General features: G+C 70.0%; 12 protein-coding genes. 9 read left to right on the plus strand and 3 right to left on the minus strand.

The genetic code is table 11. The features are described 5' to 3' along the window. Nucleotides 1–326: 326 nt before the first annotated feature. Nucleotides 327–662: a hypothetical protein gene (locus AB0I81_RS61620; RefSeq protein WP_360679479.1), complete on the minus strand. Its 336-nt coding sequence runs from the start codon at nucleotides 660–662 to the stop codon at nucleotides 327–329. A gap of 635 nt (nucleotides 663–1,297) precedes the next feature. After that, the gene (locus AB0I81_RS61625; protein WP_360679482.1) at nucleotides 1,298–1,630 is read right to left on the minus strand and encodes a hypothetical protein; all 333 of its coding nucleotides are present in this window, start codon (nucleotides 1,628–1,630) and stop codon (nucleotides 1,298–1,300) included. A 152-nt stretch (nucleotides 1,631–1,782) separates the two neighbouring features. Between AB0I81_RS61625 and AB0I81_RS61630 the strand changes: the two genes are divergently transcribed. From AB0I81_RS61630 to AB0I81_RS61670, 9 genes are all read left to right on the plus strand, one after another. Beyond that, complete coding sequence (locus AB0I81_RS61630; protein WP_360679485.1) at nucleotides 1,783–2,682, plus strand: alpha/beta hydrolase; 900 nt, start codon at nucleotides 1,783–1,785, stop codon at nucleotides 2,680–2,682. A 43-nt stretch (nucleotides 2,683–2,725) separates the two neighbouring features. After that, entirely contained in the window at nucleotides 2,726–3,907 is a 1,182-nt protein-coding gene (gene moeZ / locus AB0I81_RS61635; protein ID WP_360679488.1) for an adenylyltransferase/sulfurtransferase MoeZ, read from the plus strand. Nucleotides 3,908–3,945: 38 nt separating this feature from the next. Then, on the plus strand, nucleotides 3,946–4,668 hold the full coding sequence (locus AB0I81_RS61640) for a hypothetical protein (RefSeq protein WP_360679491.1): 723 nt from the start codon (nucleotides 3,946–3,948) through the stop codon (nucleotides 4,666–4,668). After that, complete coding sequence (locus AB0I81_RS61645) at nucleotides 4,662–5,873, plus strand: S8 family serine peptidase (protein ID WP_360679494.1); 1,212 nt, start codon at nucleotides 4,662–4,664, stop codon at nucleotides 5,871–5,873. Before AB0I81_RS61640 ends, AB0I81_RS61645 begins: the two co-directional genes overlap by 7 nt. A gap of 158 nt (nucleotides 5,874–6,031) precedes the next feature. Then, on the plus strand, nucleotides 6,032–6,832 hold the full coding sequence (locus AB0I81_RS61650) for a hypothetical protein (RefSeq protein ID WP_360679497.1): 801 nt from the start codon (nucleotides 6,032–6,034) through the stop codon (nucleotides 6,830–6,832). Then, complete coding sequence (locus tag AB0I81_RS61655) at nucleotides 6,826–7,980, plus strand: S8 family serine peptidase (RefSeq protein WP_360679500.1); 1,155 nt, start codon at nucleotides 6,826–6,828, stop codon at nucleotides 7,978–7,980. The genes AB0I81_RS61650 and AB0I81_RS61655 overlap by 7 nt, the downstream gene beginning before the upstream one ends. 110 nt (nucleotides 7,981–8,090) lie before the next feature. Further along, the gene (locus AB0I81_RS61660; protein ID WP_360679503.1) at nucleotides 8,091–8,450 is read left to right on the plus strand and encodes a hypothetical protein; all 360 of its coding nucleotides are present in this window, start codon (nucleotides 8,091–8,093) and stop codon (nucleotides 8,448–8,450) included. After that, nucleotides 8,438–8,752, plus strand: a complete 315-nt coding sequence (locus AB0I81_RS61665; RefSeq protein WP_360679506.1) for an MGMT family protein — start codon at nucleotides 8,438–8,440, stop codon at nucleotides 8,750–8,752. The genes AB0I81_RS61660 and AB0I81_RS61665 overlap by 13 nt, the downstream gene beginning before the upstream one ends. Nucleotides 8,753–8,960: 208 nt before the next feature. Further along, nucleotides 8,961–11,708, plus strand: coding sequence for a CDP-glycerol glycerophosphotransferase family protein (locus tag AB0I81_RS61670; protein WP_360679511.1), 2,748 nt, complete (start codon nucleotides 8,961–8,963; stop codon nucleotides 11,706–11,708). A gap of 16 nt (nucleotides 11,709–11,724) precedes the next feature. Here the strand turns inward: AB0I81_RS61670 and AB0I81_RS61675 are convergent, their stop codons facing one another. Continuing rightward, nucleotides 11,725–12,339 carry an NUDIX domain-containing protein gene (locus AB0I81_RS61675; protein WP_360679514.1) on the minus strand — a complete coding sequence of 205 codons (615 nt, stop codon included), beginning with the start codon at nucleotides 12,337–12,339 and terminating at the stop codon, nucleotides 11,725–11,727. Between the last annotated feature and the right edge of the window lie 459 nt (nucleotides 12,340–12,798).

Below are 12,798 nucleotides of genomic sequence, written 5' to 3' on the forward strand. Positions count from 1 at the left end.
GGATTCGATTTGCCCCCTACGGATGACAGAAAGCAATCACCCGCACCATCCATATATCCGACCTAAAGACCAACAAACCGGAATTGTCCACTTTTGCCCAGCGCAAGGTCGGCGTATCAAACGCCGTGAAATCGATCGCGGAAAGCAGAAAATCCCGGCATGAGCACGACCGGGAAGACGAAGCAGCGAGGGCCCCCCGGCCGATGCCGGGAGGACCCTCACCAGAAGTGCCGTGGAGACGAGGAGAATTGAAACTCAGGACGGCCGCGACCGAAAGAACGAGGCCGCCCCGAGTACATCCTGCGCCATCAACGCACGGTCAGTTATCAGCGCCCGTTGTGGTTGTCACGGTGGCCGTTGTCGTTGTGGTTGTCGTTGCGGATGACGATGCAGATCTGGCCGCGGTTGTGGCGCCGGTTGCCCCGGCCCCAGCCCCAGCCCCAGCCGCCACCGTGGTTACGGTTCTTGCCGCAGCTGTGCCTGCGGTGGTGGCGCCGGTGGCCCCAGCCCCAGCCCCAGCCGTCGTTCGCGAGCACAGACGTGCCGGTGGTGACCTGGGTGGCGGCGTCGGCGGCGGACGTGGCCGAGCCGGTGGCGATCGCGCCGCCGGTCAGCGCCGTGGTGATGGCGAGGCCTGCGATAACACTCTTGAGCTTGGGCATTGTGTTTCCCCCTAAAGGATCGATTGCCCCGTTCTCGGCGTTTCCGGTTTGTCAGGAAACAGCTCTTGGACGACTGCTTGAAGGCGCATCCACGGACTGTCATTTCCGGGCCGGTGGACGGGCAAACAGTTACGACTCCATTTTGCTCTGCATTAACAATCTTATTGCTCGCATTAAACATTTATCCAATGAAATGAGAGGATATGTCCGATTGCGATGCATATGGAGTTCGGATCTCGGTCGGTAGCGGGGCCGTGGACGGATTGAGGGCACGCTTCGCGCGCCGCCGTGATGACGTGAGACGCGTGATGGGCCGCCCTCTGGCGGTGAAATACGCGGACACATGAATGGCGCCTCGCCGGCTCCAATATCCGATGCGTTATTGGGCGCGGTGATGGCCATCAATATGTGGAGGGCGGTTTTGTGCGCCCCCGTTGAATGTCCGCTGCTTTCGTGAAGTCCCGTGGGTGACGTCTTCCGGCTCGCCCGGTGGGTGCCTTCGATGTCACGCTGGGTATCTCCATGCTTTCCGAGCGTGAGGTCCGCAAACGGCAATCAGCAACCTTTGCCGATCTCTTGGGGTGTCATGAGATCGACTAGGCGTTGAGGGGTTAACTCGTCCGTATTTGTCCGAATCAGCGCTTGCCGATCTTCTTCAGGTGCCGGTTCCACGCGAAGCCGCGCAGGCCCACCTCGGTCCCGTGGATCCGCCGCCACTTGCCGGCCTTCTTGCAACTGCCCCACGTGTGGTCCCCGGGGTACAGCTTGTCCACGATCTGCCCCCGAGGCTGCGTCCGTACATTGAGCCGGGTCTTGATGCGCACCACGCGGTACTTGCAGCCGTCTCGGGTAGAGGCGGTGGCGCTCGCCTGACTCGTGCCGCTCACGGCGGTGAGCCCGGCGGCGGCGAGGGCCGCGGCGGTCAGGGCTGCGGCGATACGGCTGGTGGGCAGGTGGCTGATGTGCATGACGTACTCCCTGTCCGTAATGGGACGTATACGCCCTGCTGTCCAGGAAGGGTGGGCGATTAACCGCCCTGTACGGAATCCAGACCCCATGCGGAGGCGATGGTTATCGTTGAAGGACGGCAACGAAGCATTCGAGGGATGAGGGGGCAACGATGACCTCGGAGCCGATCCCGCACTGGCCGGGACGAATGATCGGGTCGGTGCACGTGCGGTCCACCCCGCGGGGCCCGGCCGAGCAGGCGGTTTTCGTGCACGGCCTGGCAGGGTCCGCCGCGAACTGGACCGATCTCATGGCCGACTTGCAGGACACGGTCACCGGCCACGCCATCGACCTGCCGGGGTCGGGCTACTCGCCCGAGGCCGCGGACGGCGACTACACGGTCGCGGGCCACGCCGGCTCCGTGATCGGCCTGCTGGAGCACACCGGGCCTGCCCACCTGTTCGGCAACTCGCTCGGCGGCGCCATCGCCGTCAAGGTCGCGGCCAGCCGTCCCGATCTGGTCCGTAGCCTCACGCTCATCTCACCGGCCCTGCCCGACCTGCTGCCCAGGTTCGGCCCGGTCCGGGTCGCCGCCGCCGCGGTGCCCCTGCTGGGCGAATGGGTGGCGAGCAGGTTGCGCCTGATTCCCGCCGAGCAGCGCATCACCTCCTCCATGGCCATGGTCTGGGCCAACGCGGACTCCGTGCATCCGCTGCGGCTGCGCGAGGCCATCGAGGAGCAGCGCAGGCGCGACGACCTGCCCTACGCGGGTGAGGCCATGATCGGCTCGGCCCGGGGCATCGTGGCCGAGTACTTCCGGCGCGGCAAGGACACCCTCTGGCAGCAGGCCGCCCACGTCACGGCCCGTACTTTGATCATCCATGGCCGTCACGACCGCCTGGTGCGTCCCGCCATGGCCAGGAAGGCGTACCGTACGTTCCGGCAGATCAGGATCGTGCTGCTGCCGACGGCGGGGCACGTGGCGATGATGGAGATGCCGCAGGTGGTGGCGGCGGAGGCGCGCCGTCTGATCGGTGAGACCCGGTTGGGGAATGCCCGACTGCCCAGCTAGGTTTCACTGTGGGATAAGGCCCCTGAAAACGGGAGTGTAGAAAGTGTCGTTGCCACCGCTGGTCGAGCCGGCCGCAGAGCTGTCCGTCGACGAAGTGCGCCGCTACTCGCGCCACCTGATCATTCCCGATGTGGGCATGGCGGGGCAGAAGCGGCTGAAGAACGCCAAGGTGCTGTGTGTGGGCGCCGGCGGCCTGGGCTCGCCCGCGCTGATGTACCTCGCGGCGGCCGGCGTCGGCACCCTCGGCATCATCGACTTCGACGTGGTCGATGAGTCCAACCTGCAGCGCCAGATCATCCACGGTCAGTCCGACGTGGGCAGGCTGAAGGCCGAGAGCGCCGCCGCTTCGGTAAGCGAGATCAACCCGCTGGTCGAGGTCGTGATCCACAACACGGCCCTGACCACCGAGAACGTCATGGAGATCTTCTCCGGCTACGACCTCATCGTCGACGGCACCGACAACTTCGCCACGCGTTACATGGTCAACGACGCCGCGGTGCTGCTCGGCAAGCCGTACGTCTGGGGCTCGATCTACCGCTTCGACGGCCAGGCCAGCGTGTTCTGGGCCGAGCACGGCCCGTGCTACCGCTGCCTCTACCCGGAGCCCCCGCCTCCCGGCATGGTGCCGTCGTGCGCCGAGGGCGGCGTGCTCGGCGTGTTGTGCGCCTCGATCGGCTCCATCCAGGTCAACGAGGCCATCAAGCTGCTGACCGGCATCGGCGACCCGCTGGTCGGCCGACTGATGATCTACGACGCCCTGGAGATGAAGTACCGCGACGTCAAGGTCCGCAAGGACCCCGAGTGCGTGTTGTGCGGCAAGAACCCCACGGTCACCGAGCTGCTGGAGGACTACGAGGCGTTCTGCGGCGCGGTCTCCGACGAGGCCGCCGAGGCCGCCAGCGGCTCCACGATCACCGCGCTGGAGCTCAAGGGCATGATGGACCGCGGCGAGAACATCTACGTCGTGGACGTCCGCGAGATCAACGAGTACGAGATCGTCTCCATCCCCGGCGCCACGCTGATCCCCAAGGGCGAGTTCCTCAACGGCTCGGCCCTGGAGAAGCTGCCGCAGGACAAGAAGATCGTGTTGCACTGCAAGTCCGGGGCGCGCTCCGCCGAGGCGCTCGCGGTCGTCAAGAACGCCGGCTTCTCCGACGCCGTGCACGTCGGCGGTGGCGTGCTGAGCTGGGTCAAGACCGTCGACCCGAGCCTGCCCAGCTATTAAGGGGTTTGCGCCGGGACACCCCGGTTAAGGTCGATGCCGTGAACTCCGCCCGCCCCTGGCCCACACTCGTGGTGGCCTCCGCGCTGACGCTGATCTGCGCGGTGGCCGCCGGGGTCGCGGGCGGTGCGGCGGGCACGGAGCTGACGCGCGGGCCGACCACGGCCGAGTTGCAGGCGGCGGCCAAGCGGGAGGTCGCCGAGCGCTGGCGTACCTGGCCCACGGGACGCATCTTCCCCGCCACGTTGCCGTACGCCGCCGAGCAGGGCGGCCAGGAGAACGCCCGCAGGATCGGCATCTCACCGGGGACCGCGTGCGGCGGCGGCGCCGTGGACGCCAAGGCGGCCGAGGCGCTGCGTGAGCAGGGCTGCCAGGGTGTGTTGCGGGCCACCTACATCGATGCGCTGCGCGGCGTGCTGGTCACGATCGGCGTGGTGGCGCTGCGCGACGAGCCGGGCGCCGTACGCGCCAAGTCCGCCTTCGCCGACACCGGCAAGCCCTCTCCAGGGGTGCGCCCGCTGGCCTTCCGAGGCACGGTGGCCGACCGGTTCACCCCCGGCGTCCGGCAGGCGGGGTCGGTCCGGCAGGCGGGCCCGTACCTGGTGCTGACCACCGCGGGACAGGTGGACGGGCGACCGGCGGACGCGGCGGGTGAGCAGCGGCCGGCCATCTTCGCCTTCGCCACCGAGATCTCCGAACACGTGCTGACCGACCTGAGCACCCCCAAGATGCCCGACTGCGGCGCCCGGGAATGGCGATGCTGAGGCGCGGCGCGGTGGTCGTGGCGGCCGGCGCGGCGCTGCTGTTCACGGGTTCGCCGGCGCTGGCCGACGACGTACGCGGCGGGCAGCAGGCGGTGATCAAGACGCTGGCGCTGACTCAGGCGTGGCAGGTCAGCAAGGGCAGGGGCGTGACGGTCGCCGTGCTGGACTCGGGCGTCGATCCGCGCCACCGGGACCTGATCGGCTCGGTACGCGCGGGCAAGGACTTCACCGCGGGCGCGAACCCGCCAGGGACCCGTCCGAGCAGGTTGCACGGCACGTACATGGCCTCGCTGATCGCCGGGCACGGTCACGGCCCAGGCGGAAAGCGGGGGATCATCGGCGTCGCGCCCGAAGCGGACGTACTGTCGGTAAGGGTCATCCTTGAGGACGAGGAGCCGGGGTTCAGGAAGTTCAACTCGGCCGAGCGCTTCGAGAACGTGGTGGCCCGGGGCATCCGTCACGCCGTGGACAAGGGGGCAGACGTCATCAACATGTCGATCTCCAAGGAGCTGGCGACCAGGGAGGAACGGGCGGCCATCCGCTACGCCATCTCCAGGAACGTCGTGCTCGTCGCCGCCGCCGGCAACGACGGCGACAGGAAGGCCGACGGTGACTTCGCGCCCTACTCCTACCCCGCGGCCTTCCCCGGCGTCGTCTCGGTCGGGGCGACCGACCGGCTGCTGCGGCGGGCCACCTTCTCCAACTGGAACTCCTCGGTGCTGGTGGCCGCGCCCGGTGTGGACATCATGGGCGCGGGGCCGGGCGACGAGTACTGGGTCGGCAGGGGCACCTCGCAGGCGACCGCGCTCGTGTCGGGCATCGCCGCCCTAATAAAAGCCAAATATCCGGGCATGTCGCCGCCATTGGTGGCGCGGGCCCTGGCAGGCAGCGCCATCGACCGGCCTCCGGGCGGTTACGACACCGCCACCGGATTCGGCGTCGTCAACGCCGCGCGGGCACTGACCGAGGCGGCCAGGCTGGCCGGGCACACCGAGATCGCCGCGGGCGGCCAGGCGCACGATCCCGCCCAGCCGCTGGCCGGCGGGCAGGCGGGCCCGGTCGCGGTCATCGCGCGGGACGAGCGGCGGGTCACGATCTACGCGGCCGTCGCCGCCGCGGCGGCCGCCGGAGCGCTCGCGTCCCTGGCGGTCATATTCATCCTGGTCAGACGCGTGCGACGGGCGCACATCTCACAAGACGCATGATCCGCCCACTTAGGGGGACGAAATAGACACGGAGCGAATGCGGGAACGAGGCGGTGGTGAAGGCACGTAGGTCGACCTCAGGGCTACCGCGCGCCGGGGGAGAAGCCACGCAGGGGCGGAGCAATCCGCTCGGGGCCCCCGCCGGCCGCCGGTCACGCGTGCGCTCGTGGCCGGCGGCGGACTCGCGCAGGCGCACCGCCGCCAAGGAGCGGGCCGAACTGCACACGTTGCAGCAGGGCATCCGCTACCGGCGGATCTTCGTGGCGCTGCTCGGCGTCATCATCGCCGTCTCCGCCGTCGTCGTGCTGCTGGGCACGGTCGGGCTGTTCGCCGAGACGCGCTCGCGCCCGCTGACCCCCGACGAGCAGAACCAGTACAAGCAGGAGGAGATCGCCCGCCGCTGGCAGGCGTGGCCGGCCACCGGGGTCTTCCCCGAAGAGGTCAAGTATCTCGGGCTGGACCGGGCCCAGCAGTACGCCAGGCGCGTCGGGATCGCCCCCGAGACCGAGTGCGGCAAGGGCGTGGACGCCTCCGTCGCCGGGGTGCTGCAGAACCACGGCTGCGTCACGATGTTGCGCGCCACCTACATCGACCAGACGGCCTCCTTCGTCTTCACCGTCGGCGTGGCCGTGCTGAAGGACGAGGAGTCCAGGATCTCGGCGGGCGAGGAGCTCACCCAGGACGACCGCGTGGGCGTGCTGCCGGTGGCCTTCCCCGGCACGGTGACCGAACGGTTCGGGCCCGACCAGCGCCAGCGCACCGGATGGGTGGGGGCGGGGCCGTACATCGTGTTCTCCACGGGCGGCTACAGCGACGGGCGGACCAGAGCCTCGATCCCGCCGGAGGAGATCCTGCACAGCGAGTTGTGGCCGGCGGGCAAGTCCATCGGCAACCAGATCGCCTACTTCCTGGCGGACCCGCCCAAGGTGCCGCCCTGTACCCAGGGGAACGTGTGCTGACGTCCGTACGCGTGCTCACCGCCGCACTGCTCACCTTCGCCACCCCGGCCGCCGACCCCGTCAGGGAGCAGCAGCAGTGGGTGCTCGACGCGCTCAACGTCGAGCAGGCGTGGTCGGTCACCAAGGGCGAGAACGTCACCGTCGCCGTCGTGGACAGCGCCGTGGACACCAAGGTCAAAGAGCTGAAGGGCCGCGTCAGCGCCGGCCCGGACATGACCTCCTCCACGGTCACCCGCGAGCTGCCGCCCGGCAGGCACGGCACCGCCATGGCCGGGCTGATCGCCGGCTCCGGCGAGGACGACGGCCTCATCGGCGTCGCACCGGGCGCGCGCATCCTGTCCCTGCCCCTGGTGATCGACGACGAGCCGGGCGTCTCCATCCCGCCCCTGGAGGAAGAGGGGTCCACCGCGGAGAGCCCGCTGGCCCGCGCGCTGCGGTACGCCGCCAACCAGGGCGCCCAGGTCATCAGCATGTCGATCGGCTCCTACGGGCCCGTGCGGTCCGAGCGCGAGGCCGTCTCCTACGCCCTGAGCAAGGGCGTCGTCCTGGTCGCCGCCGTGGGCAACGACGGCCAGACCCAGTACGCCAAGGAGAAGGGCACCTCCTACTGGAGCTTCCCGGCCGGCTACCCCGGCGTCATTGGCGTCGCGGCCACCGACAAACAGGGCAGGCGGGCCACGTTCAGCAGCGACAACCTGTCCGTTCAGGTCTCCGCGCCCGGCGTGCAGGTGCCCGTGCTCAAGCGCGGCAACGGCTACGAGCTCTCCGAGGGCACCAGCTCGGCCGGCGCGCTGGTGGCGGGCGTGGCCGCGCTGATCAAGTCGCGTTACCCGGACCTGCCGCCCGAGCAGGTCGCCCAGGCGCTGTCGTCCAGCGCCAGGGGCAGGCCCGCCAGCGGGTACGACGACCAGACCGGGTTCGGCGTGGTGGACGCCGCCGCCGCGCTGAACGCCGCCGAGCGGCTCACCAGCGCCAAACGCGGCGTCACGCCCGGCATGCAGCACTTCGGCCAGGGCGAGGACTCACCCGTGCCGACGCGTCCCGGGGCCGACCCGCTGCGGTTGTGGTTGTACGGGGGCGGGGTGCTGCTGGCACTGGTCATCTTCTGCGGCGCGATCGTCGTGTTGCACCAGCGCAAGCCGGAATGACAGCGTCGTGTCGCACCAGCGCGAGCCGGAATGGCGGACCCGACCAGGCGTTACCGGGTGTACGCGAACAGGTTTCTGGTTGGCCGGAACATCCGCTATGGTCGCGCGTCATGGGATACGAGCTGCGGGTGGTGCGCGAGTCGCCACTCGCCTTCGCGGAGCTCGCGAAGGCGATCGCGCCGGCCGGTTTCGAGCTGCGCGGTTCTGAGGAGATCGTGATCGGCCACGGAGGCGGCATGCACCCGGTGGCGCGCTGGCAGGGCCAGCTCGTCGGCGAGCCCGGCTCGGACTGGCAGGTGGCCCAGCTCCTGCGCCTGGCCACCGCGCTCGGCGCCCGGCTCGTGGGCGAGGACGGCGAGGTGTACGTCCTGCGCGACGGCCTCATCGAGGTCGCGCAGGCCGGCAGCGTGGTGGAGATCGGCAAGTTCGAGGAGATCGTCAACGCTGGTCCGGCCGCATGGAGTCCGTGAACCCCTTCGCCGAGCGGGTGCTCGACCTCGTCGAACGCATCCCGCCCGGCAAGGTCATGGCCTACGGCGACATCGCCGAATACCTCGGCGAGGGCGGCCCACGCCAGGTCGGCAAGGTGATGTCCACCTGGGGAGGCGGCGTGCCGTGGTGGCGCGTCGTACACGCGGACGGCACCGCCGCGGCCCCTGACCACCTGCAACGCTGCCTGAGCCACTGGCGCGAGGAGGGCACTCCGCTGCGCGGCGAGCGGGCCGACATGCGCCGGGCACGCTGGGACGGGCGTTCAGTAGATTTGCAGTAACGCATCTGACCTGCGGTTTCGCCGAACGTGCGATTTGGTGACATGTGACTCCCATTACCATGGGCAAAACATCGATGGCGGCCCGAAAGGCGGTGCCTTCCCTATGGCCACCGGCGTCACAGCCCAAAGCCAGGGCGGCGATTCGCTCGCCGACCGCCTGAAGGCTGTCCAGGATCTCTGCGATCGTGGGGAACCTCTCGAAGCGGTCATGCGCGCGGTCGGCCCCGGCGGTCGCGACGCGGCGTTCGACACCGAAGTGCTCAGCGGCCCACTCGGGGCGCGCATGGACCTGGCGGTCAAACGCGGCGCGGCGCGACGGCGCGAAATGCTCGACCTCGTGCGCCCGTACCTCGCGGGCGTGGACGCGAACGTCAAACGCGACCTGCCGGTGGCGCGCCGCGTCATCTGCCACCTGATCGAGCACCGCCCCGACGCGGAACTCGTGGACGGCGAGACGCTCACCACGGTGGTCACCGCGGCGGCGGAGCCGTCCAAGCGCATCCGCAAGGGCCTGAGCTGGTACGCCGACCTGCCCTTCCGCGACGAACTGCCGCCCGCGCTCTACCGCCTGCGGCGCGCCGACCTGGTGCCGGTGACCCACATTGACGACATCGTCTGGGTGGACGGCAGGCTGCGCGTGACCGGCTTCGCCTACCTGGCGGGCCTGTCCGTCCGCAGCCGCAGGTTCAACTGGGCCACCGTGGTCCTGCGCGGGCCGCGTTGGTTGCCGCCGATCCGGATGCGTACCCGCCGCGTCCTGGCCCCCGAGGCCACTCACGGCGCGCGCGAGCCCGGCTGCAACTACGACTGGTCCGGCTTCACCGCCGAGCTCAGCCCGTGGCCGCTGCGCTGGCGCGGCGCCGTGCGCGCCGTGGTGCACGGCGTGCGCCGCCGCATGCGCCATCGTCCCTCCGTGCCCGACGCCACGACGTGGCGGGCCGAGATCGTCTTCTGGAGCCGTGGCGCGCGGGCGACGGGCCTGCTGCGCGGCTCCGGCATCGGCCGTCCCGAGCGTCCTGCCGGGCTCAAGCTGAAGCCCGGCTGGTGGGTCAGGCCGGTCTGGACCTCCGACCGTGCGCTGCAGGTCGTGCTCCAGCCCAACAGGGCCGAGCTGACCGGCGTGACCGTGGACGGCGACCGGCTGGAGCTGAAGATCTCCCTGCCCGGCAGGCAGGTCACCAAGGGCCACGCCAGGCTGGGCGGCCACCGCATCGCCGCCGACTTCACCTCATCCGGTGACGGCACGCAGGTCGTGGTCGGGCTGGCCGTGCCCGCCCTGCTGCAGGAGAAGGACGGGCGGCGCCTGTGGGTCGAGCCCAAGGGCGACCCCGCGGCCTCCGTCATGCTGGGAGACCTGGTGGAGACGCGCACGCCCGTGGGCGACCGCGAGATCACCGTGCTCGGCGACCGCCGCGACCGCGTCGTCGTCTCCGCCCACCGCATCCGCCCGGTCATCACCTCGGCGGTCTGGGAGGGCTCCGCGCTGACGCTGCGCGGCCACTATCCCGACGCCCCCGGCCCCCGCACGCTCACGCTGCGGCACCGGTCCGGGCTGTCGTACCTGCTGCCCATGGAGCGCTCCGGCGAGGACTTCTCCGTACGCGTGGAGCCCGCGTCCATGGACCGCTTCGGCGAACCCGTGCCGCTGGCCTCCGGCACCTGGAACATGTCGCTGCGTCATCCGTCCGGCGAGATCGTCCCGCTGCGGATGGACCACGCGGCGCTGGCCGGCCTGGACGAGGAGCCCCGCACGCTCGGCGGCCACCTCTACCGCATGATCTCCACCCGCTTCGACGTGCCGGTGATCGTGGTGGAGGAGGCCAGGCCCGCGCAGGAGCGCGGCGTGGCGGGCACGCACGTGCTGCGCCGGGTCTTCTACCCGGCCCAGCGCACCGAGCCGCTGCGCGACTCCACGGTCTACGTCGTCAACGACGGCCGCCTCTACGCCGACAGCGTGCGCGCCATCTACGAGGAGCGGCTGCGCAGGGGCGACGACCGCGAGCACATCTGGATCGTCAAGGACGGCGCCTTCGTGCCGCCGGGCGGCGCGACCGTCGTCCGCGCGGGCAGCCGCGAGCACCACGAAGTGCTGGCCAGGTCCCGCCACATCGTCACCAACTCCTTCCTGCCGGCCTGGTTCAGGGCCCGCGAGGACCAGGTGGTGGTGCAGACGTGGCACGGCACGCCGGCCAAGTTCATCGGCAACGACCAGCCCCACATGAACCGCGACCCGAGGCCGCCGATCTGGCACCGCCAGGCGGCCGAGGTACGCGGCTGGGACCTGCTGCTGTCGCAGTCGCCCTGGGCCACGCCCGTGTTGCGCAAGGCGTTCGGCTACAAGGGCGAGATCCTGGAGAGCGGCCTGCCCCGCAACGACGTGCTCAACTCGCCCGACGCCGACGCCCTGGCGGCGGCCGTGCGCGAGCGCCTGGGGCTGGCCGCCGGCAAGCGCGTGATCCTGTACGCGCCCACGTGGCGCGACTACGACCGCAAGAACGCCATGGTCAAACTCGACCTCGCCAAGGCCCGCGAGGCGCTCGGCGCCGACCACGAGATCCTGGTGCGCGCCCACCCGATGCAGGCCGCGCCGGCCGTCCCCGACATCGCCCGCGACGTCACCACCTATCCCGACATCGCCGACCTGCTGCTGGTGGCCGACGTGCTGGTGACCGACTACTCCTCGGTCATGTTCGACTTCGCCTGTACGGGCAAGCCGATCGTGTTCTACGGCTACGACCTGGCGAAATACTCCTCGAAGCGGGGCCTGTACTTCGACCTGCCCGAGCAGTCGCCGGGACCGCTGCTGTCGACGTCGGCCGAGGTGGTCGAGGCCCTGCGCTCGATCGACGAGGTCGCGGCGGCACACGCGGACCGCTACGACGCCTTCCGCGCCACGTTCGCGCCCCGCGACGACGGCAAGGCCACGGCCAGGGTGGTGGACCACCTCTTCTCCTGACCCAGGCTCTTCTGGGTCAGAAGAAGTGGCGCAGGCCCTCGGGCAGGGGATAGGCCCTGCCCGGGTCGTAGCCCAGCCCGCGGTCCTGATCCCTGCCCTGCTCCGGCAACTCCTCCAGGAGCAGGTACAGCAGGGCCGAGATGCTGGTCGCGCAGACGATCTCCCCGTTGTCGATGAGCTTGCGTACGCCCGACAGGTGCACCCACTCCACCCGCTCCGCCTCCCAGGGGTCGGTGGGCGGCCCGATGTGCGTGGCGGACTCGGCGCGGTAGATGTGGTGCGTACTGTCGGAGAAGCCGTTGCTGGGCTGGATCGACAACATCGGACGCAGGGGGCCCGGACGCCAGCCGGTCTCCTCCTCGGCCTCGCGCGCCGCCGCGGCCACCGGCGCCTCGCCGTCGTCCACCTGGCCGAGCGGCAGCTCCCAGCCCCAGCAGTCGGTGATGAAGCGGTGCCGCCAGATCAGCAGGACGTGGCCCTTGCCGTCGGTGACGACGGCCCCCGCCGCCGGTGCCGTACGGACGAGCCGGTGATCGAGATGGCGGCCGTCGGGCAGCTCCACATCCGCGACCCGGACGTCCACCCACCGGTCGACGTAGAGCGACTTCTCCGAATGGACGTGCCATCGCATGCGATCAACCCCCGCACAAGGGAAATGTTGACCCAACGTTACAAGAGCGAACGCTCCGTACGTGGGCCAATCGCCGAACTCACCATGCGCCTACAGCGTGGAGGACCCGTTCTTCAGGGCGGGGAGGAAACGCGGCACGGCGGGTCATGATTCTCCCCATCTTCTGTCGGTGACGTTCGGTAGTATGTTCGGTGTGTCGCGTTACCGGCTGGCTCCGACCCCCGTCGCCCGTCCTGGCGTAAGCGGGAGCGGCACGAGGGTTTTCGGATCGTCGCGGTCAAGCCCGGTGATGTGCGCCGCCTGTCGCGCCGGGTGGGCGAGGTGAAGGTCCCGAAGGTGGGGTGGGTGCGGTTCCGCTGGTCGCGCGCGCTCCCGCCGGGGGTGAAGTCGTTTCGGATCACGCGGGATCGGGCCGGGCGCTGGCATGTCGCCTTTGCCGCCGTTCCGGTGCCGCTTCCC

This window comes from Nonomuraea sp. NPDC050404 (assembly GCF_040655495.1).
GTDB lineage: Bacteria > Actinomycetota > Actinomycetes > Streptosporangiales > Streptosporangiaceae > Nonomuraea.

Bases quoted from the DNA above. Each gene is read 5' to 3' on its own strand.
- AB0I81_RS61645 (WP_360679494.1), top strand. From the start codon at position 4,662: ATGCTGAGGCGCGGCGCGGTGGTCGTGGCGGCCGGCGCGGCGCTGCTG.
- AB0I81_RS61625 (WP_360679482.1), bottom strand. From the start codon at position 1,630: ATGCACATCAGCCACCTGCCCACCAGCCGTATCGCCGCAGCCCTGACC.
- AB0I81_RS61620 (WP_360679479.1), bottom strand. From the start codon at position 662: ATGCCCAAGCTCAAGAGTGTTATCGCAGGCCTCGCCATCACCACGGCG.
- AB0I81_RS61660 (WP_360679503.1), top strand. From the start codon at position 8,091: ATGGGATACGAGCTGCGGGTGGTGCGCGAGTCGCCACTCGCCTTCGCG.
- AB0I81_RS61670 (WP_360679511.1), top strand. From the start codon at position 8,961: ATGCGCGCGGTCGGCCCCGGCGGTCGCGACGCGGCGTTCGACACCGAA.
- AB0I81_RS61675 (WP_360679514.1), bottom strand. From the start codon at position 12,339: ATGCGATGGCACGTCCATTCGGAGAAGTCGCTCTACGTCGACCGGTGG.
- AB0I81_RS61665 (WP_360679506.1), top strand. From the start codon at position 8,438: ATGGAGTCCGTGAACCCCTTCGCCGAGCGGGTGCTCGACCTCGTCGAA.
- AB0I81_RS61630 (WP_360679485.1), top strand. From the start codon at position 1,783: ATGACCTCGGAGCCGATCCCGCACTGGCCGGGACGAATGATCGGGTCG.